The organism is Pectinatus frisingensis, assembly GCF_015732285.1.
GTDB lineage: Bacteria > Bacillota > Negativicutes > Selenomonadales > Selenomonadaceae > Pectinatus > Pectinatus frisingensis.
In genome coordinates this window covers 70,867-93,109 of record NZ_WIQU01000042.1, presented here as the reverse complement: position 1 = coordinate 93,109, position 22,243 = coordinate 70,867, and the positions used below count along the sequence as shown (strand labels likewise).

Here is a 22,243-nt window from a genome sequence, read left to right as displayed (position 1 = left end):
TATAAAAACTTTTCTGTTATCCGATTTATAAACTAAAATCATCAGTTTTTATATATTTATCTAAAGACTGTTATTTCATTGATCCTGTTTCAAGAAATTTTTGGTGCCATGACAAAGCTTCATTCAGCAAATGAGGCGTTTGGGCATGCTTAGTAGACGCATCAGCTCTTTCAAAATAATCAAGCAGCATTGGTTTGAAATCAGGATGCGCACATTTTTCAATAATTTCTCTGGCCCGTTTGCGTGGTGAAAGACCGCGTAAGTCAGCTAAACCTTGTTCAGTCACTATTATATCAACATCATGTTCAGTATGATCCACATGTGAACAGAATGGAACTATTGACGATATCTTACCATCTTTAGCAGTAGAACCAGTACAGAAAATAGTCAGATAAGCATTACGGGCAAAATCGCCTGAACCGCCGATCCCATTCATCATTTTTGAGCCCATGATATGAGTTGAATTTACATTACCGTAAATATCACATTCAATAGCTGTATTCATTGCAATAACGCCAAGGCGACGAGCAACTTCAGGACTATTGGATATTTCTTCAGGACGGAATATAATATGTTTTCTATATTCCTTGATATTTTTATAAAAACGATCCAAACCTTCTGGTGATGGTGCTAATGCAGTACCAGAGGCAATGAGCAATTTTCCGGCATCAATCAGGTCAAACATTCCATCTTGAACCACTTCAGTATAAACAGATAAATTTTCCAAATTGGACTTCACAAAACCATGTATGACCGCATTAGCTACTTTACCAACGCCTGATTGCAGCGGTAATAAATTTTTAGGCATGCGCCCGGCCTTTATTTCCTTATCAAATAAATCAAGAATATGACGCGACATTACTTGTGAATTTTCATCTATCTGTCCCAAAGGACGAGTATGGTCTTTGGTTTCACAAGGAACTATATATTTTATTTTAGCGGGATTACACGGTATATATGTTGTTCCTATACGATCATCACATTTTACAATGGGAATAGGTAAACGATGTGGTGGGTCAAGCGGTACATACACATCATGCATTCCTTCAAGTTCCAAAGGCTGAGTTACATTAAGCTCAACTATTACAACATCGGCCTGTTGTACGTAAGAAGCCGTATTGCCTAATGAAGTCGTGGGAATGAGATTTCCCTCTTTAGTTATCGCGCAAGCTTCGACAATTGCCACATCAATGTCTCCGCCCATATAACCATAACGGGCAAATTGAGCAGATTCACTCAAATGCATGTCAAGATAGTCTACATCTCCACTATTAATACGATTTCTCAGTGCTTTATCAGTCTGATACGGCATACGTTTATCAATGCCATTCACCTTGGCTAAAACACCATCTTCTTCCAAACCAGTTGAAGCACCAGTCCACAAATTAATCTTGAAAGGGTCCTTTTCCATGCGCTTAGCTAAAGCTGTAGTAACTGCCTTTGTATAGCCTGCTGATGTAAATCCACTAGTAGCCACGTTCATACCTGGCTTAATATACTCAGCAGCTTCCTCGGCACTAACGATCCTAGACCGCAAATCCTTGTTGCGTACTCGATCGAGAATGTCAATCATTAATTATTCTCCTCCCCGTAAATCAAAACTCAAATTACACTGTTGAAAATCAACTACTGACAGCGCTGTATATGGTCTGATAGCCGTTTATAACTATAATTAAACTAAATGATAACGATGTACTTCATTTATAGCTATTTGCACAACAAAACGACCACATTTCTACAACTGTTAGAATACCACCTGTTGTCAAAGGCGTCAAGCAATTTGGACAAAAAACAGCCTCTATTGTGTATATTTGTGAAAAATTTTACATAATAGCTGACAGCACCCTAAAAATTCCATAACCACCTTCAACGCGGTTTTCTTGTTATATGATATGATAAGCAGGATAAACCTATCGATAAATCTTCATTCACGATATGCATCCCATCGGGCACTTTCATTTTTATTGGGGCAAAATTCCAAATACCCTTGATTTTTGCTTTTACAAGGCGATTGGCTATTTCCTGGGCAAATTGCCCGGGTACGGTAATTATGCCAATATGAATATCCAATTCTTTTATAGTTTCTTCCAATGTATCGATATCCATTATTTTAACATGATTAACTGTCCGCCCTACCACTGTCGGATCACTATCAAAAAGAGCTACTAAATTAAATCCCAAAGAAACGAAATTATGATAGTTGGCCAAGGCCGATCCCAGATGTCCTATGCCAATGATAGCTATATTCCAGTGATTATCTAATCCCAATATATTATTAACACTGTGTTTCAATTCATTTACATAATAACCGACACCTTTTTTACCAAACTGACCAAATGAAGCTAAATCCTTACGAATTTGTTCAGGGGTAATTTCCAGTCTGCGGCCAAGTTCTTCCGATGAAATAACATCACGGCCTTCATCTTGTGCAACGCGCAAAGTCCGCAAATACAACGGTAACCTATCAATAGTGGCTTTTGATATATCCTTCATTATTTTCACCTCCCTTCGCCAATCGATAAACTGTTATCGTAATACCCTGTCCATCAAAACACTGCCAAATTTATAACATCTTAAATAGGAAAATTACACTCTTTATTTTTTTTAATCTCTTCATCAGATAATTCTGGAATAGAAGTGAGCCCAGGGTGCTTGCTTTTCAATATTTCCCCTGCCTTCTGCAAAGATTTATTACTCAGTAAAATGGTACTCAATGCCATTATAAACCAGAACAACATTGACATATTTGTATTAAATAATACATAATCAGTAAAACCATTGAGCATTACCGTTACAAGAGCCAAACCACAACCAAGCAACGTCCCCTGCAAAAAAACCGACGGCATGAACTTAAAATTTTTCAGTGAACGCCAAAGGCTGCCGATAAAGCAGATGATAAATCCGGCAAAACCAATTAAACCAACTTCTGCAGCAATATTTAAATACATATTATGAGCATGGACAATTTTTATAAAATTCCCCTGCATATAAAAATCATACGATGGATAAACAAAATAATATGCTCCCCATCCTATCCCCAGTAAAGGATGATCCAGTATCATTTCTATGGTACTTTCCCATAATGCAATTCGTAATTCGGAGGAGGTATCCATCGACGTAAAAACAGACATCATTCTGTCAATAAGAATCGGATCTGCATAAAGCAGGACAAAGGCCAAAACAATAAATGGCAATATTATTCTTTTATTATAACAAAGTGCATATAATATTATAACAATGGCAATACTGAATAACGCACCACGTGCATATGTCATTCCCAGGCAGATCAATGCCAGAAGGAATAACCCTCCAATAATAATTCTAAATTTTCTATTTTTAGTGTAAAAAAACAATCCAAAAGCCAAAGACAATATTATGTCCAAATATCCTGCCAAAAGATTAGGATTTTTCCAAGTTGAAAAAACCCTTGTTGTCATTCCTGGAAAAGCACTATTGTCTGTCCAATCCATTGCTGTCGTATTAATACCGGCAATATATTGTACAAAACCATATAATATGACTATCAATGCCGCGCTGCCCAGGACAAATACTATTTTTTTTATCTGTTGTTCATCTTCAACACTTTGTATCGCCAAATAATATATCAACACATATTTACCGACAAGATGGTAGCAGTTATAAAAACTAAATACCTTTTCCGGTGAATTGAAAATCGACAAAAAACTCATTACAATGAAAACTGCCAAAGGGAAATCAAGTTTAGTCCGTTTCCATGTCCAACCGGTAAAACGTGTCCTTAATAAATAAAAAAACCATCCCAGCAATAATGCATACGTTGCCGCGTCATTGCTGAATGGCAGGAAAAATATCGCCGCCAACAATGCATAAAACATCATTGCAGAACAATCACGGGCATATTTTTTTCTTGTAAAAATATTCATATAGCTCCTAAACAATATTATATAAATAATTAATGGACATTAGATGCATATTCTGCAATTGTGCCTTTTGCCATAATACATTATAAAACTTATAACAAATTTATCAGTTATCGTTTGATATCTCCGCTTCACCATTACGAATATGGCGAATCATTTCCCTTATTTCTCCGATCAAATAGAGCGATCCGGTGATACACAGCAAACTTTCTCCCGAAGTAAGACGCATGGCCCTGTCCAAAGCCATTTTTCGATTTGGCTCAATCTCAACATATTTTACATTCAATTTACCCGCCCATGAGGCTGGTTCTGCCATACGTTTTGAATCAGGTTCAGTAGCAATGACAATGTCATCCGGCCGCAGCAATGTATTTCTCATTACATCAATGGCCTTATCCCTTAACATTCCCAGTAAAAATATACGTTGATTATCATGAAAATATTTATCAAGATTTTGCCGCAATACAAGCATTCCCGCCGGGTTATGGGCCCCGTCAATAATTATCATTTTTCCCGCGGTATCGAAACGTTCAAATCGCCCCGGCCATTTAACATTCGCCAACGCAGCTTTTGTCGCCTTGAAATTTATTCGTTTTTCATCACTTGACAGTAAATATATCGTCATCAAAGCCAATGCGCAATTTCTAATCTGATGATCACCCAAAAGACTTAATGAAAATTCCAGCGATACACCAACTATTTCCGACGAAAATAAAAGTACCTGCCTTTTCCCATCGCAGCTGACGAATTTTGCCTCAAAATCAGTATCCTCAATAAACAGATCCGTATTTTTTTCCACTGCCTCCTGCTGCAAAATTTCCAGTGGTGTTCCCTTGGCATCAGTAACCACAGGAACACCGTCTTTTATTATGCCGGCCTTATGGTGAGCGATTCCTTCAAGTGTTCCACCGCATAAATCAGCATGTTCAAACGCCACATTGGTTATCACTGACACTTCCGGTACAATGACATTCGTGGAATCTAAAAGACCTCCTACGCCCACCTCTATTACTGCATATTCCACATTTTTAAATGCAAAATATAAGAATGCTGTTGCGGTGAGGACTTCGAACTGCGTTGGTGATTCCATCCCTTCATCAACCATTTGATCAGCAAAGGTCTTAACAGCCCCGATACAGCTGGCAAATTCTTCTTCAGCTATAGCTACACCGTCTATTTGAATACGTTCAGTATACGATACCAAGTGCGGTGAAATATACAATCCTGTCCTTATTCCTGATTGATGCAGGATTTCACTGACCATAGCACATACCGAACCCTTACCATTTGTACCAGTCACATGAACAGTTTTATATTTCAGCTGCGGTTCATCCAGAAGTTCAACTAATCGTTTAATCCTGTCCAACCCCAGTTTTGTGCCAAACTTATTAAGTTCATTGAGATATTCCAATGCTTCTTGATAATTCATAGTTTTTATCACAAATCCGCTAAATAAGACAGCCGTTCTTCAACAGCGTTCTTTTTTTCCGTATAGCCTTTTTGTTTTTCCCGCTCCTTTTCTACAATTTCAGCTGGTGCTTTAGCCAAAAAACCCCTATTAGACAATTTTTTTGACAATCGTTCAATCTCTTTATTGAGATGTTCAATCTCCTTATTAAGCCGTGCCGTTTCTTTTTGCACATCGATCAGCCCTGCCATCGGCAGGTATATTTCAACACCGTCTACAACGGCAGTCATTGCATTTCCTGGTTTATCAGCAGAATTTCTCCAAATAGTTACCGGTTCAGCAGCTGCAAGAGTTGTCAAATAACTTTGATTTTTTTCAAATTCACCGATAAGTCCAGCATCACTAAAATGCAGTATAACTTCACTCTTTTTCCCGGGAACAGCATTTACTTGTGCACGTATATTACGAATAGCCTTTATTGCATCCATAATTGCAGTCATGACTTTTTCAGAGTCTATATCTAATTTAGACGACTCATTGTCAGGCCACGGGCTAAGCATTATACTTTTGCCGTCATGCGGTATATGCTGCCATATTTCTTCCGTGATAAAAGGCATAAATGGATGCAACAGCCGCAAAGTATGTTCCAGCACATATCCCAGCACATATTGGGCTACTTTTCTTGCTGTACTGTTTTCCTTATCATAAAGCCTGGCCTTACTTAGTTCAATATACCAATCACACAATTCATTCCAAATAAATTCGTAAATGGAACGAGCCGCTTCTCCCAGTTCAAAATCTTCCAGATTCTGCGTCACATTTTGAACCGTATGGGCATAACGACTCAAAATCCATTTATCAGCCAACGTGTAATCTGCCTCAGCCGGTACAAAGTCCGCATCAAATCCTTCCAGATTCATTAGCATAAATCGCGATGCATTCCAAAGTTTATTAGCAAAGTTGCGCGCACTTTCAACACGTTCCCAGTAAAACCGCATATCATTACCCGGAGTATTTCCTGTTATCAACATAAATCTTAATGTATCGGCTCCATACTTTTCTATAACATCAACAGGATCAATACCATTGCCAAGTGATTTGCTCATCTTCCTTCCCTGCGAATCCCGTACCAATCCATGAATAAAGACATGTTTAAATGGAATATCTTTACCAAACTTCAGTCCCATCATCACCATACGGGCAACCCAGAAAAAGATAATATCATAACCTGTGACAAGAACACTTGTCGGATAAAATTGCCTCAATTCTGCAGTCTGCTCCGGCCAGCCCATCGTTTCAAAAGGCCATAATGCCGAGCTAAACCACGTATCAAGTACATCTTCATCTCTTTTTAGATTATGACTGCCACATTTCGGACAAATAACAGCGTCTTCACGGGAGACAATCGTGGCTCCGCATTCTTCACAATACCATGCCGGTATTTGATGTCCCCACCATAATTGCCGCGAAATACACCAGTCACGTATATTTTCCAACCAGTTGCAATAAATTCTTGTAAATCTTTCCGGCACAAATTTTATTTTACCACTTTTTACCGCTTCAATAGCTGGTTCAGCCAAAGACTGCATTTTTACGAACCATTGCTTAGAAACCATCGGCTCAACTGTAGTTCCACAGCGTGAACAATGGCCTACAGCATGTTCATGTTCTTCAATACTAAGTAAAAAACCTTTTTCCCTTAATTCTTCAATCAATTTACGGCGGCATTCATAACGATCCATGCCAGCATATTTACCGGTATTTTCAGCCATGGTCCCATCATTATCCATAATGAGTATTTGTTCCAGTCCATGCCGCTGTCCCATATCAAAATCATTGGGATCATGCGCCGGTGTCACTTTCACAGCGCCCGTACCAAACTGCGGATCAACATAACTATCAGCAAACACTGGAATCTGTCGGCCAACTATCGGCAAAATCAATGTTTTCCCCACTAAAGCCTTGTACCGGATATCATCAGGATGAACAGCCACACCGGTATCGCCGAACATCGTTTCCGGTCGGGTAGTGGCAATTTCCACATATTGGTCAGTATCCTTTACCTGATAACGGATATGGTACAAATGCCCCATTTCATTTTCATGTTCCACTTCAATGTCACTAAGTGCCGTATTACATTGTGGACACCAATTAGTAATGCGCGTTCCCTGATATATAAGTCCTTCTTTATATAAGCTGACAAAAACTTCCCTGACAGCCTTCGAGCATCCTTCATCCATTGTAAATCTTTCCCTGTCCCAATCACAAGAAGACCCCAGTGAACGCAGCTGATACATTATCCGACTGCCAAACTTTTCCTTCCATGCCCAAGCTCGTTCAATAAATTTTTCACGGCCTATTTCATAACGCGATGTTCCTTCTTCACGCAATGCTGCATCGACCTTGGCCTGTGTGGCAATACCGGCATGATCGCATCCCGGCATCCACAAAGTATTATAACCCTGCATGCGGCGAAATCTTATTAATATATCCTGCAAGGTATTATCCATAGCATGTCCCATATGCAGCTGTCCGGTAACATTCGGCGGTGGTATAACTATGCTGTAAGGTTTCTTACCTTTTTCCACCTCGGCATGAAACAACTTATTTTGTTCCCAAAACTCATACCATTTTTTTTCAAAACTTTGAGGGTCATAAACCTTCGGTATATTAGTATCTTGCAAATCTTTTCCTCCTAAAAATAAAAACTCCTCCGTCCTTAATAGGACGAAAGAGTATGCTTTCGTGGTACCACCTAATTTTCCCTGCTCCCCGGCAGGGCTCCAATCGCATAACGCTGCGTCTGCGTTCACAGCTACTTAATTCACTGAAAAAGTTCTGAAGCTACAGCAGCAGATCTCTACGGAAAAATCTTTCAGCCAAAGGATTTTATCTCTGCACCGGATTTATCTGTGCCCTCTTCATCATCACTATTGTCATGTTTCACGCATTATATTATCATAAAATAATACAAAATACAACATAGACAGATTTTCGGCATTTTTCTATCACAATAATACACAATAACATTTTTATAGAATATTTATTGTGGTATAATATGTAAAGAAATTTTTTACTATAATTTATATTAAAAAATTTCAATAAATAATGTAGCTATTGAGGTATTATAACCGTGCAGAAAAAAAATTTATTCTTCCGGCTGACTGAATTTGTCGGTCAAACGATAAAAAGGCACTTGGGATTCACTATTGGATTGTTCATATTCAACTATTTGTCTATTGCCTGGACCTTATGGACTACCGGTCAGCTAACCGTGATGGTTATTGATGCCATATTTTTATTCGCTGCTGTTTGTCTATGCACAATTTTACTAACAGCCATTCCTATACGAACCATCAGAAAAATCCTTTTTAATTTATTATTTTATATCAGTGCACTGTTATGTTTAATGGAACTGTTCTCTATTTATAACTACAATGCTGTCATGGGCGCAGGTATCATTACTGCTCTCCTGGAAACAAACAGCAATGAAGCCGACGAATTTTTCAAGATGTATGTTGGATGGAGTTGGATTGCAGCTATACTCTTATTCCTTGTCGCTGCTGTAACTTTAAAAAAGAATCTGTTTCTCGATAAAAGTCTGCGGCAGGAAAATCATCTTTCCAATCGTATCATACGCTACACCGCTCCATTAATGCTGCTTGCCGGTATCATTGCCGGAACTACTTTACTTTCCAATTATAAATCATTTATTTTAAGTGATTCTCTCGATATACCAGCCATACGTGTATACGCCGCTGCACAAATGGCTGTGCGCAATATGAAATCCTACAAGGATCTTGATAAAGAAATGGCTGCTACCGATGACATTACACAAAATAACAGCACCATTCCCAATATCGTTTTTATCTTGGGTGAGGCTACTAATCGTAATCATATGCATCTTTATGGCTATCATCTGGATAATACTCCCAACCTTGACCGTTTAAAACAAAAAGGCGAGATTGCCGTGTTCAACGACTGCATCAGTCCCCATTCAACAACTGTATCGGTATTACGCGTTTTATTTACATTCTGCGATTATGAATCAGATCAACCTTGGTATACTTACAACAATTTAATTGACGTCATGAATGACGCCGGTTACAAAACGCACTGGTTGTCCAACCAGGAAAGTTCCGGCATCTGGGGTAACGTTGCCTTATTATTTGCCAATCGCAGTACCGTCCACGAATTTACCAGCATGAGAGAGTCGCACGAGGATTTTGGCACCTTAGATGAAGCCTTATTCCCGCTTTTAGACAGTGCCCGACAAAATGCCGCTGCCAAAAATTTTTATGTACTTCATCTAATGGGTGGTCATAGTCTTTATTACAAACGTTTCCCTTATGCTTTTTCCAAATTCACTCAAAATGATATTATCCGAAATGTCGCCGATGATAAAAAAATTGTACTGGCACAATATGCTAATGCCATTTATTACAACGACTATATCGTAAGCGGTATCATTGACAGATTCAGGGACTCAAATACCATTGTCATATACCTACCGGACCATGGTGAAACAGTTTATGATGATGGCAGTAATTTTGCCGGGCATGTAGAAGAAAATCCCAACCATTACATGCTCGAAGTCCCGATGATCGTTTGGGCATCAGAACAGTTCAAGCAGATGTATCCACAAAAATGGTCAGCTATCAATGCGGCAGTAAACCGCCCTTATATGACTGATGATATGATTCATACTGTCCTTGATATCGCCGATATAAAAACGACTGAATATGACCCGGCCAAAAGCGTCATCAATCCAGCCTTTGACGCCAGCCGTCCCCGTATGGTCCAGGGACGCAATTACGACACTGATATACGTTTTGAACCGGCCCATTAATAATAATTTATTTTAAAGAGATATCATCATGAAAATTAAAGCTGCCCTAAAGGACAATATTGCTTGTTGGGATAAGTTAACCGAAGCCCAACAGGAAACGCTCATTGAAAATACTGTCGCAATTCATTACCATCGTAAAGAATCAATTCACAATGTCGCGATGGATTGCTTTGGTGTACTAATCGTATTGTCCGGAACATTACGTATATATATCAATTCCCCGGACGGACGGGAAGTAACATTATACCGCTTGCAAACCGGTAATATATGTCTGCTGGCAGCTACCTGCATACTTAAAAGTATCACTTTTGACGTTTATATAGATGCAGTAACCGATTGTGAAATAGTGAGAACAAATGCCTCTGCCTTTTCTTCCGTTATGAAGAAAAATGTCTATCTCGAAGCGTTCACTTATCGGGAAGCTGTCGATCGTTTTTCTGATGCCGTATGGGCATTGCAACAAATATTATTTCTGAGTTTTGACAAGCGTCTGGCATTATTTTTGCTGCACGAAAGTAAGACATCCAATTCACTTACGATCAATATGACACATGAACAAATTGCCCGTTTTCTTGGCAGCGCCCGCGAAGTAGTTACCAGAATGCTTAAATATTTTTCAACGGAAGGGCTGGTTACACTGTCTCGCGGTAAAGTGAATATAACCAGCCTCAAAGGTTTGGAAAAATTGACCCGTTAAATGAATAAATTTACATTGGCTTCTTCTGCCGCTCCAAGATATGACGTTACACCGCCAAAATCAATACCATCGATCAATTCCTCTTTAGTTATCCCCATGACATCCATCGACATAGTGCAGGCAATCATTTTTACACCATTTTCCCGCGCTGATTTTAAAAGTTCGTCTAAAGATGCCACATTTTTATCCTTCATGATTTTTTTCATCATTTTAGTACCTATGCCTCCCATATTCATTTTGGATATCGTGAGATTTTCCGTACCGCGCGGCATCATTGAACCAAACATTTTAGCTATAAATGATTTCTTTACCGCCGGTGCGTTATTTTTACGCAGAATATTCAACCCCCAGAAAGTAAAGAACATCGTAACCGGCCTTCCCATAGCAGCTGCCCCATTGGCAATTACCAACGATGCCATAGCTCTGTCAAGATCATCGCTGAAAACTACCATCGTTTTACCCACAGCCATACTGCTGTCTTTTGATACATGAGACGACTGTATGGCAGCGCTATTGACACCTTTTCCGACATAGGCGATGTATTGATGCCCGGTTTTATCAGTTTTAACCAAGGTATTTCCTGTTTTTTCACACCATGCTCTGATATCACGAATAAATCCCATATCTGTCGCCGATACTTTTATTACTTCACCGTCATTCATCTTCCGCACAGCCTGATTAACCTTTAGTATCGGACCCGGGCATTGTAATCCATTGCAGTCAAGTGCCTGAATGTTAAATTCATCCACTATTTTCATATTTGCAGGTTTGTCTGTTGCAGCCGGCTGCTCTGAAGCAGTCGGCTTTAAATCATCCTTTTGTTTATCTTGAAAGTGTACAGCCTTATAAAAATTAGTACCACCCTCCAATACCATGACATGTTCAAAACCATTTTGCATCAATATTCTGGCGGCATTATACGAACGTACGCCGACTGCGCAATATACAATAATTGTTTTGTGTTTATCCAGTTCTGTAAAACGACTGCGCAGCTGGCCCAACGGGATATGATATGCATCAGGCAGATGATAAACCATAAATTCTATGTCTTCTCTGATATCAAGAATCGTTATATTATCATTCTGACTGTTATCAAATTCTTCGACACTGATAAAACTAACCAATCCCGTAAGTATATTTTCTGCCACAAATCCCAGCATATTGATTGGATCCTTAGCTGCAGAAAACGGTGGGGCATAAGCAAATTCCATCCGCTGCAAATCATAAATATCGCCATTCATCTGCATAACGGCAGCAAGTGTGTCGATCCTTTTGTCCACACCAGACTGTCCGACAATCTGTGCACCCAAAATCTTTCCTTCCGCCGTAAAAATCAATTTCATATATAAATCTGCTGCATCAGGATAATAACCGGCGTGCGATTTCTGATTTATTACTACAGTATAATAATCACTGTTTTTCTTTTTCCCATTAAATTTTAAAGTTTTTTCATTAAGCCCCACAGAAGCAGCATCAAGGTCAAAAACCTGTGCTATTGCCGTTCCATAGGTTCCCTGATAAATTTTATCATCTCCGGCGATATTATCCGCACAAATACGGGCTTGTTTATTAGCCGGTCCTGCCAATGGTATCATCGTCTTATCACCAGTCAACGGATTTTCTACTTCAATAACATCACCGACAGCATAAATATTCTCATCAGAAGTCTGCAATTTATTATTCACAACTATCCCGCCGCGCTGATTCAGTTTCAATCCTGCATCCCGCGCCAAAAAACTGTTCGGTCTGACGCCTATGGATAATATAACCACATCAGCCGGGACTTTTTTACCACTGCTTAAATGAATCAGCACTGCTTCATTCTTTTCTTCAAATTCAGTTACCTTATCGCCTAAAAACAATTCGACATCATTATCGATTATATTTTCATGCAGCAGCTGGGCCATTTCTTTATCAAGCGGTGCCATTACCTGATCTAATGCTTCAATTATAGTTACATGTATACCTTTTTTATGAAGATTTTCTGCCATTTCCAACCCAATAAATCCGCCACCAATCACTACTGCCCGCTTGGGCTGCAGCTCATCAATAGTTTTTTTGATTTTGTCAGTATCATCGACCGACCATAAAGTCATAATTTTTTTTGCATCGATACCCTTGATAGGTGGTCTGAGTGGTGATGATCCGGTGGCAATTACCAGTTTATCATAACTTTCTTCGTATTTTGCACCAGTCTGAAGATCTTTCACCAAAACACATCTTTTATCCGGTAAAATCTTTTCCGCTTCATTAAAAATACGGACATCTACATTAAATTTATTTTTCATTCCTTCCGGTGTCTGTACTAAAAGTTTTTCCCGTTCTTTTATCACATTTCCGATATAATAAGGCAAACCGCAGTTAGCATAAGATATATAACCACCTTTTTCCAAAACTACAATTTCCATTGATTCGTCTCTTCTTCTAAGCCGTGCTGCCGTGGTGGCGCCCCCGGCAACCCCGCCAATAATAACTGTCTTCATTATGGACAGCCTCCCTTACATTTGATAAATCAATTATATAACATATATAATTTTTTATCTGTGAGTTAGTCACAAAACTTATGAAAAAACCGGACTAATGCGATTAATCCGCATAGTCCGGTTTTTGTCCAAAATATACTTTTAGCTAGCAGACTTTTTATAAGGCTCCATTAATAAACGCATTAATCTGCCCTTTAAACCACTGCATCAGCATCTCCGGAGAAAAATCATGCATCCAGCCGTTTCATATACACTAAACATTATCTTTGCACAAACTAAAAGACTTGTTATCTATTGCCCGCATAGTGGCAAGGACGCCCTCCAAATGATCATATTCATGCTGCAGCAATTCAGACATACTTCCCTGCAGATAAAAAACCTTTGCCTCTCCTTGCATATCGGTAAAATATACACGACACTGCGCATAACGTCTCACTTTTACATAAAGCCCGGGCAGTGACATACAATCGTCCCACAGCTCTATCATTTCAGGGGTAGGAAACTCCAGCCGGGGATTAATAAATACCACCGGTTCATCAATATACATATAAATAATACGTTTTCGCACACCAATTTGCGGTGCTGCTATTGCCCTGCCGGCATGATGTTTTTCCCTCCAGTCAAATAATGTATCATGTAAATCAGTTACTATCCCGGTAATATCTTCACTTGCCATCACTGGTTGGCTCGCTTCATATAAGTCAGTATTTCCCAATAATAAAAGCTTTTTTATCATTTATTCATCCGGCAAAATTACTTGCCGCCTCTTTTAACTCATCTGTTTCAGTATTATCTAATATCTGTATCTCAGGCTCAGCATCTTTTTCGATACATTCCTGTGTAATAATGACTTTACGCGGTTTTTTCGATTTTGGCAGTTCATACATCGTGTCAAGCATGGCATCTTCCAATATTCCTTTCAGACTGCGTGCGCCGGTTTTTCTTTCTATTGCTTTCCGGGACACTGCCCGAAGCGCCTCATCAGTGAATTCCAGTTCTATGTTATCCACTGCCATCAATTTTTTATACTGCTTCACCGGAGCATTTTTCGGCTCAGTCAATATACGCAGTAACGCATTCTCATCTAATGTTTCCAAAGTACAGATTATTGGCAGCCGACCAATAATTTCGGGAATAATACCAAACTTCATAAGGTCCTCTGGTCTGACCTGACGTATCAATTCATCATATTTTGTATCTTTATTATTATCCTTTACATCAACACCAAATCCAATAGCGGCCGTATTTTTTTTCAATCGTCTTTCCACTATTTTCTCTATGCCGACAAAAGCTCCACCGACAATAAACAATATATTCGTCGTATCTATCTTGGTAGTCGGTGCTTCCGGATGTTTTCTTTGTCCCCGTGCAGTGAATTCCACTACACTGCCTTCCAGCATTTTTAAAAGAGCCTGCTGCACCCCTTCGTGGCCTGGGTCAGCTGTTATAGAATTATTTTCACCAGACTTTCTGGCAATTTTATCAAATTCATCCAGATAAATTATGCCATGTTCTGTTTTTTCCACATTTTTGTCAGCGGCATAATAAAGATTACGCACAGCAACTTCAACATCGGCGCCGACAAAACCTGCCTCAGTAAGACTTGATGCATCAGTCACTGCAAATGGTATATCAAGTAATTTGGCAAGATGTGACAACATTGCCGTCTTACCGCAGCCGGATGGCCCCATCATTATCACATTCGATTTTTCAATTTCCACATCATCATGGCCCTCCATACATTTCATACGTTTATAATGATTATAAACAGCCACTGACAGAATCTTTTTAGCCCGGTCCTGATTGATGATGTATTCGTCCAAATATTTTTTTATAATATGCGGTCTGTTTTTATCCAGCACAGAATCTAAATTATTAATAAATTTACGCCGCACAATCTTTGCTGTTTCCTCTTCATTTTCAGCTATTAATTGATATATCTCTTTTATGCAGTTTTTACAAATAGCAAATCCCGTCTGTGGATCGAATATCGGCAGATCATATTGACTGGTTATTTTTATGTCACGCTTGCAAAAACTACATACATGGTGTAAGTCGTTTTGAGGCATATATATTCCTTCTTTCTATGGCAGGACTATTATAGCTATGATCAGAACATAAATACACTATAATATAAATATCCTAACATATAGTATACCAAAATAAATATAATCATGTAAACATCATTTGTCAAATATATATACGCTTCCTTTCGTACTGATAAATTGCTTTTCATATGTTATAATAAAATCAATATCAATAAAGGGGCAAAACATATGATAAAATGGATTATTTCCGATATGGATGGCACACTGCTTGATGACAACGGACAACTACCGGTCAATTTTGATGATACCATTATTGAATTAAAAAAGCGCGGCATAATATTTTCACCTGCCAGCGGCCGACAGTATTATGCACTTACCAGACAGTTTTCCCGCTACAAAGATGATTGGTTATTTATTGCTGAAAACGGAACCATGGTTGTCCATGGTAATGAACTTTTATCCTATACCAGCCTTCCTGATAATTTGACTGCCAAACTTATTGCAACAGCTACTTCACTCAAGGGCGTCTATGTTGTTGTCTGCACTTGCAGCGGCAGTTATGTCATCAGCGAAAATGCTGCCTTTTTTGCTGAAATGGGTAAATATTATACCAATTATAAAATAATTAACGATTTTTATTCTATAAAAGATCCTATCATAAAAATTTCCATCTGTGATTGTGATAACCGTAATATGCTCGATACAGCCCATGCCCAGCTGGCTGCTTATCAGGACAAAGTCCAGTTAGTAATGGCCACTCACATCTGGCTTGACATTATGCCAAAAGGTATGAACAAGGGAATAGCTATCCAAAAAATGCAAAAAAAACTCCATATAAAACCAGAAGAATGTATGGCTTTCGGTGATTTTTACAACGACCTGGAAATGCTTGAATCAGTCGGTGAAAGCTACGCTATGGAAAATGCTATTCCCGAACTTAAGGCAGTGGCCAAACATATCGCCCCGACCAATTCCCAAGGCGGTGTAATAAAAGTTATCCGCGAATATTTGCAAAAAAACTAGTAAGGAGACATTTCCTATGAAAATAGACTATCATATGCATTTTGAATACGGTTCTTATGATCTTTCATGGGTACAGGGCTTTTTTGACAGTGCTGCCAAGCGCCATATCGGTGAAATAGGCATTTCTGAACATACACATGGTTTCACTGATTTCAAAACACTGTATTATAAAGATGTTATCCATGATGATTCCTTCATCGGAAAGTTTCAGAAAAAATGGCTGCAAACCAACAAATTTAAATGTCCCTTGTCTGACTATATAAAATTCATGGATATGCTCAAAGCTAAGGGTTACCCGGTAAAAACCGGTATTGAAGTATGTAATTTTCAAGATCAGACCACAGTAAAACAAATTTTAGACCGACAGCCATTTGATTATATAATCGGGTCAGTTCATTTTCTCCATGGCTGGGCCTATGACTCATCACAAATACGTGCTGAATGGAAAAACCATGATTTAAAAGAAATTTATGAATGGTATACTCAAGAGGTCGAAAAATTATGCACTGCAAAAATCTATGATATATTAGGACATCCTTTTAATATCCGTCTGTTTAAATTTTTACCTGATTTTGATGTAACACCCTATCTTATCCGTGTGGCCGAAGCTATGAAAAAAACCAACATGGTTGTTGATATTAACACCGGAACACGCTATCGCTATCCGATAAAAGAAATATCTCCTTTCCCCGCATTCATGAAAATCGCTGCTAAATACAAACTTCCTGTCATTACTTCCTCTGATGCCCACAAACCAGAAGACTGCGGTGCTTATATTGATGAAGCTGTCACCTATGCCAAATCCTTCGGATATACCCAACGCGTCAAATTTACCAACAGAAACCGTGAATTTATTCCTATTGATTAATATTAACTATCTGATTTTATAAACTTACCCCTGGGGGTTAGATTTACCATCTGATCCGCAGGGGTTTTACTAAACAATTTTTTATTTCATAATGACTATTTTTCACTTAATATCTGTTTCCCTGCACTTTTTATATATTCGACACCCCATTTACGCATAGAATCTAACACGGGAATAAGACTAAGGCCAAACTGGGAAAGACTGTATTCAGTCTTGGGCGGTACTACCGGATAAACTTTACGATTCACTATTCCGTCGTGCTCAAGTTCGCGCAATTGCTGTGTCAGCATTTTAGGAGTAGCCTGCGGTATTTGTTTTTGCAACTGATTGAACCGCAAAGTGTTATTTATCAGATGCCAAAGGATTACCGTCTTATATTTACCGCCGATTAAATTTACTACAGCTTCAACCGGACAACTAAAACTTTTTGCTGTTCTCAATATTATTACTTCCTTTTTAGATAGTATGTTACAAAAAAGTGTATTCTTGATAAAAAGAAAATTACTATATATTATATTAATATACACTGTTTAAACATACAATACCATATTAAAAGGAGAGTTTTATTATGAAAGTTTTCATGCTCAATGGGAGTCCGCACAAAGAAGGCTGTGTCTATACAGCCTTGACTGAAGTTGCTGCACAACTAAATAAAGAAGATGTAGAAACAGAAATATTTCATATTGGTAACCGCGCGGTTCATGGCTGTATTGCCTGTGGGCGTTGCAGCTCACTGAAAAAATGCGTATTTGATGATGATACCGCTAATGTCATCTTGGAAAAAATGAAAACGGCTGATGGTATAATTGTCGGTTCACCAGTATATTATGCCGGTCCCAATGGTGCATTATGTGCTCTTCTGGATCGCATTTTTTGTTCCGGCAGTGATTTTCTTATCGGCAAACCATCCGCCGCAGTGCTTAGCTGCCGGCGTGGCGGTGCTAGTGCTTCTTTCGACCGATTAAACAAATATTTCACCATCAATCAAATGCCATTGGTAACCTCCCAATACTGGAACTCTGTACATGGTTTTACCCCTGATGATGTAAGAAAAGATCTTGAAGGACTCCAAACAATGCGTCTTTTAGGACATAACATGGTCTGGTTACTTAAAAACATGACCAAAAACTTTTCACCGTTACCAGAAAAAAGAATAATGACCAATTTTATTAAAAATGAAGAAATTGAAAAAAAATTAGAACTTCTCACCAGGAAAAATCTCGATGACTGACATTATCTGCCAAAAGCAGCGTAGATAAAATTTGTCTGTTTCCTATTATTCTAAATAATATTGGCAAACATTGAATTTTTTTCATAGTACTTATATAATAAATGATGTTGATATTGCTTTTCAAAATCAAAGATTGTTATGAAATATATTTAATCTTAACAATATGAAAGTGGTGATTATTAATGAAACTATTTGAAAAGTTCACTATAAAAAATATGACTTTACGAAACCGCATAGTAATGCCGCCTATGTGTATGTATTCAGCAGCCGATGACGGCCAAGCCAATGATTTTCACTTAACCCATTATGCTTCCAGGGCTGTCGGCGGTGTTGGACTTATAATAGTTGAAGCGACCGGTATTAAACCGATAGGCAGAATATCGGACAATGATTTAGGTCTGTGGGAAGACGAACAAATACCTGGATTAAAAAAAATAGTCGATGCCTGCCATCGTTATGGTTCGAAAACAGCACTGCAAATAAACCATGCCGGTCGTAAAAGTCAATCAGCTTCAGGTCATCCTGTCGCCCCCAGTGCTCTTACATTTAGTGATAAATATCGCACGCCTGCCGAACTGACCAGACCTGAAATCAATGAAATAATTGATGCCTTTAAACAGGCGGCCAGTCGGGCAGATGCAGCCGGTTTCGATGCCTTGGAAATTCACGCTGCCCACGGTTATCTATTACATGAATTTTTATCACCATTAACTAATAAACGAACCGACGAATATGGTGGCAGCCTAAAAAACCGCACCCGCTTTTTAGAACAGGTCCTGCAGCAAGTACATACTGTATGGCCTGCCGATAAACCGGTTTGGATACGTGTATCAGCCTCTGACTATGATTCCGTCGGAATTGATGCTGCCATGATGGTAGAGATAATTAACGATGTACGGTCATTGATAGATATGGTACACGTAAGTTCAGGCGGTTTGTTACCTACACCAGTAAACTCTTATCCCGGATATCAGGCGCCATTAGCTGATGCCATCCGCCGTAAATGTCATATTCCTGTCATTGCTGTAGGACTTTTAACTAACCCGGAAATTGCTGAAGCCCTTTTACAGACCGAACGGGCAGACCTTACTGCATTTGGACGGGAATTACTGCGCCATCCTTATTTTGCAATACAGGCCGCCCAAAAATACGGCGTTGTCGGCTATATACCTAAGCAATACGAACGTGCTTATGATTGACTGCCGACTGTAAATTTTATAATTTACCTATTTACACAAATGCACCTTACTAAAAAGATAAACTTTTTAGTAAGGTGCATTATTATTTTTTATTTTACGATGACCGATAATCCATCAGGAATAACCGTAACCGTTGCCTTTTCTCCCTTTAACTGAAATGCTCTTTCCAGAGCCTGCTCGATACTGTCAGCAGCCTCCATATGCAGACCATGGACAAATTTTTTATCAACTAAATTCGATACCAATATCACATGATGGTGCACCAATATTCTGGCAAGGATCTGTGACGTCCATTGTTCTGGAACAGTTTCCTGCCGTGGTGTCTTAATCGCCCTTTCCAAAAATTCTTCAGGTGTTCGAACATCAGCGATATTATTATAAAAACCAACCCCACCATGGCCGTCGCAACAACCCGCAGCAATTATTATTACACCACCCTCTTTATTTGTTGCTTCCGCTGCGGTCATTCCCTTTACTGCCTGATAAATATTTTGATCAAGCGGATAACCGCCATTACTCGTAATTGCTATATCACAAGGAATTTTTTTTACTTCAGCCAGCTGTTTTACAAACTCACAGCCCTTTAAATGTGCCTTTTCAGAATCACCGGCAAAAGAGGCAATAATTTTTTTATCTTCATCAAGAACCACATTCAAAATAAATTTTAAACCAGCAGCTTTAGCAGCATAAATCATATCCTCATGAATCGGATTATGCTGCATGTTACCGGTACGAGCCCTGTCAGAATCAATAAATTCACCACAATGATTGGCCATTATTGTTTTGTAAGAAGCAATCCCCGGTAAAACAGCTTTACGTCCGCCAGAAAAACCTGCAAAAAAATGTGATTCAATAAACCCTTCCGCCAGCAGCAAATCGGCTTCCATAGCAATTTTATTAATAATACATGGTCCGCCGGAAGGCAATGTACCGATTTTAATCATAGCCGAATCATCACTGGCTGCATGTATCACTATTTTTTCATTACGAACAATCTCTTCACCATATTTATCAATCAATTCCTGCCTGGTGGAAGGGCGGTGAAATCCGGTGGCCACTAATATAGTAATATTGGCTTCCGGTTCGGCATCCCGTATGTGTTTCAATATAATAGGTGTTATTATTTTAGAAGGAACAGGTCTTGTATGATCAGAACTTATTAGAACAATATTTCTTTTACCCTTGACCAGTTCCTCCAATTTCGATGATGCAATAGGACAGTTAAGTGAATTTTCAACTATCTGTTTTTCTGTAAAATCCGTATGAAATGCAGCTGCTTTGGAGACAAGAATACCTGCCAGATTATCCTGCGGTATTTTTGCCGTTACGACTCCCTTATGATAAGGAAGATCAATACATTTTACCAATCCGTTCATCTCCTGACAATATAATGTTATTACATATTTTTAGCATAAAACGCCAAAACTGATTTATAGATAAATTTCTGAATTGCAAATTTTATTAATATTATATTATATATATTACTACTAAATAGATTTTTTGGAAACACTCACCTTTAATTTTTTATCCATTTATAACACCCTATTGCAGATTATTATTCTTATGCTATAATGAATTTTAGAAAAAGGATAGTTGATGCCCGCTCGCTTGGCTTTCCTCATCAATGATTGCTATAAAGAAAGTCGGCTCGGTCACAGTCGGCTTTTTTCATATTTTACTGCCTGTTATTCGCGACTTACGATATTTTTAAAAGAGGTGTATCAAATGAAATTAGTATTAATAAGACATGGTGAAAGTGAATGGAATCAAAAAAATCTATTTACCGGTTGGACAGATGTCGATCTGACAGAAAAAGGTAGAAATGAAGCGCACACGGCCGGAAATGCTCTTAAAGAAAAAGGCTTTGATTTTGACATATGCTATACCTCCTATCTTAAGCGTGCTATCCACACACTTGACATCATTTTAAGTGAACTTGACAGAGTATGGCTGCCCGTGATAAAAACCTGGAAACTCAATGAGCGCCACTATGGAGCTTTACAGGGTCTCAACAAATCAGAAACTGCTGTAAAATATGGTGAAGAACAAGTAAAAATATGGCGCCGTTCCTTTGATGTCTGCCCACCGCTTTTATCCCAAACCGACAAACGCAATCCTGCCTTACTGCCTGCCTACAAAAATGTTATAAAAAATGAGCTTCCCCTCAGTGAAAGTTTAAAAGATACCATTGCCCGCGTCGTACCTTATTATCAAGAACATATACTGCAAGATATGAAAGCCGGTAAACGCGTCATTATTGCTGCCCACGGCAATTCATTGCGTGCCCTGGTGAAAATGCTCGACGGACTTTCTTCCGAGGAAATCGTCAATGTAAATATACCAACCGGTGTTCCCTTAGTATACGAATTTGATGACAATTGGAGTGTCACCAATAAATATTATCTTGGTGATGCCGCTGCCATTCAGGCAAAAATCAACAGCGTTGCCTCACAGGGAAAGGCATAATCTGCAATCTTACTTATTTTTGAAACAAAAAACCGGCTGATCAGCCGGTTTTTTGTTTCAGTTAAATATTAG

The 22,243-nt window shown here is 38.7% G+C and carries 17 protein-coding genes; 7 read left to right on the top strand and 10 right to left on the bottom strand.

Annotation, left to right across the window (positions count from 1 at the left end):
- Positions 1–70: 70 nt before the first annotated feature.
- The 5 genes from I6751_RS07650 to I6751_RS07630 form a co-directional block, all read right to left on the bottom strand.
- Entirely contained in the window at positions 71–1,573 is a 1,503-nt protein-coding gene (locus I6751_RS07650) for an acetyl-CoA hydrolase/transferase family protein (protein ID WP_196591132.1), read from the bottom strand.
- Positions 1,574–1,866: 293 nt separating this feature from the next.
- Complete coding sequence (locus tag I6751_RS07645) at positions 1,867–2,493, bottom strand: redox-sensing transcriptional repressor Rex (RefSeq protein ID WP_182188156.1); 627 nt, start codon at positions 2,491–2,493, stop codon at positions 1,867–1,869.
- Between the two features lie 80 nt (positions 2,494–2,573).
- Positions 2,574–3,902, bottom strand: a complete 1,329-nt coding sequence (locus tag I6751_RS07640; protein ID WP_196591131.1) for an O-antigen ligase family protein — start codon at positions 3,900–3,902, stop codon at positions 2,574–2,576.
- A 103-nt stretch (positions 3,903–4,005) separates the two neighbouring features.
- Positions 4,006–5,328: a bifunctional folylpolyglutamate synthase/dihydrofolate synthase gene (locus I6751_RS07635; RefSeq protein ID WP_196591130.1), complete on the bottom strand. Its 1,323-nt coding sequence runs from the start codon at positions 5,326–5,328 to the stop codon at positions 4,006–4,008.
- Positions 5,329–5,336: 8 nt separating this feature from the next.
- Entirely contained in the window at positions 5,337–7,991 is a 2,655-nt protein-coding gene (locus tag I6751_RS07630) for a valine--tRNA ligase (protein WP_196591129.1), read from the bottom strand.
- A gap of 449 nt (positions 7,992–8,440) precedes the next feature.
- Here I6751_RS07630 and I6751_RS07625 point away from each other — a divergent pair, with 449 nt between their 5' ends.
- Together I6751_RS07625 and I6751_RS07620 are read left to right on the top strand one after the other, a co-directional pair.
- On the top strand, positions 8,441–10,156 hold the full coding sequence (locus I6751_RS07625) for a phosphoethanolamine transferase (protein ID WP_196591128.1): 1,716 nt from the start codon (positions 8,441–8,443) through the stop codon (positions 10,154–10,156).
- A gap of 28 nt (positions 10,157–10,184) precedes the next feature.
- Positions 10,185–10,853: a Crp/Fnr family transcriptional regulator gene (locus I6751_RS07620; protein WP_196591127.1), complete on the top strand. Its 669-nt coding sequence runs from the start codon at positions 10,185–10,187 to the stop codon at positions 10,851–10,853.
- Here I6751_RS07620 and I6751_RS07615 read toward each other — a convergent pair.
- The 3 genes from I6751_RS07615 to clpX all read right to left on the bottom strand — a co-directional run bounded on the left by I6751_RS07615 (position 10,850) and on the right by clpX (position 15,405).
- Positions 10,850–13,336 carry an FAD-dependent oxidoreductase gene (locus I6751_RS07615; protein ID WP_196591126.1) on the bottom strand — a complete coding sequence of 829 codons (2,487 nt, stop codon included), beginning with the start codon at positions 13,334–13,336 and terminating at the stop codon, positions 10,850–10,852. The two genes, I6751_RS07620 and I6751_RS07615, sit on opposite strands and share 4 nt — an antisense overlap.
- Before the next feature lie 253 nt (positions 13,337–13,589).
- Positions 13,590–14,072, bottom strand: a complete 483-nt coding sequence (locus I6751_RS07610; protein WP_196591125.1) for a peptide deformylase — start codon at positions 14,070–14,072, stop codon at positions 13,590–13,592.
- 4 nt (positions 14,073–14,076) lie between these two features.
- Positions 14,077–15,405, bottom strand: coding sequence for an ATP-dependent Clp protease ATP-binding subunit ClpX (gene clpX, locus I6751_RS07605; RefSeq protein ID WP_196591124.1), 1,329 nt, complete (start codon positions 15,403–15,405; stop codon positions 14,077–14,079).
- A 207-nt stretch (positions 15,406–15,612) separates the two neighbouring features.
- On the opposite strand from clpX, the gene I6751_RS07600 reads away from it, so the two are divergent.
- The gene (locus tag I6751_RS07600; RefSeq protein ID WP_182188148.1) at positions 15,613–16,407 is read left to right on the top strand and encodes an HAD family hydrolase; all 795 of its coding nucleotides are present in this window, start codon (positions 15,613–15,615) and stop codon (positions 16,405–16,407) included.
- Positions 16,408–16,423: 16 nt separating this feature from the next.
- Positions 16,424–17,275, top strand: a complete 852-nt coding sequence (locus I6751_RS07595; RefSeq protein ID WP_196591123.1) for a PHP domain-containing protein — start codon at positions 16,424–16,426, stop codon at positions 17,273–17,275.
- Between the two features lie 95 nt (positions 17,276–17,370).
- On the opposite strand, the gene I6751_RS07590 is transcribed toward I6751_RS07595, so the two are convergent.
- A complete protein-coding gene (locus I6751_RS07590; RefSeq protein WP_182188146.1) occupies positions 17,371–17,715 on the bottom strand; it encodes a winged helix-turn-helix transcriptional regulator in 345 nt (114 codons plus the stop codon).
- A gap of 128 nt (positions 17,716–17,843) precedes the next feature.
- Between I6751_RS07590 and I6751_RS07585 the strand changes: the two genes are divergently transcribed.
- Together I6751_RS07585 and namA are read left to right on the top strand one after the other, a co-directional pair.
- A complete protein-coding gene (locus I6751_RS07585; protein ID WP_196591122.1) occupies positions 17,844–18,506 on the top strand; it encodes a flavodoxin family protein in 663 nt (220 codons plus the stop codon).
- Positions 18,507–18,688: 182 nt separating this feature from the next.
- Positions 18,689–19,705, top strand: a complete 1,017-nt coding sequence (gene namA, locus I6751_RS07580; RefSeq protein ID WP_182188144.1) for an NADPH dehydrogenase NamA — start codon at positions 18,689–18,691, stop codon at positions 19,703–19,705.
- Between the two features lie 89 nt (positions 19,706–19,794).
- On the opposite strand, the gene larA is transcribed toward namA, so the two are convergent.
- Positions 19,795–21,072: a nickel-dependent lactate racemase gene (gene larA / locus I6751_RS07575; RefSeq protein WP_231037888.1), complete on the bottom strand. Its 1,278-nt coding sequence runs from the start codon at positions 21,070–21,072 to the stop codon at positions 19,795–19,797.
- A 358-nt stretch (positions 21,073–21,430) separates the two neighbouring features.
- Here larA and gpmA point away from each other — a divergent pair, with 358 nt between their 5' ends.
- Positions 21,431–22,171, top strand: coding sequence for a 2,3-diphosphoglycerate-dependent phosphoglycerate mutase (gpmA, locus tag I6751_RS07570; RefSeq protein ID WP_182188142.1), 741 nt, complete (start codon positions 21,431–21,433; stop codon positions 22,169–22,171).
- Positions 22,172–22,243 lie beyond the last annotated feature (72 nt).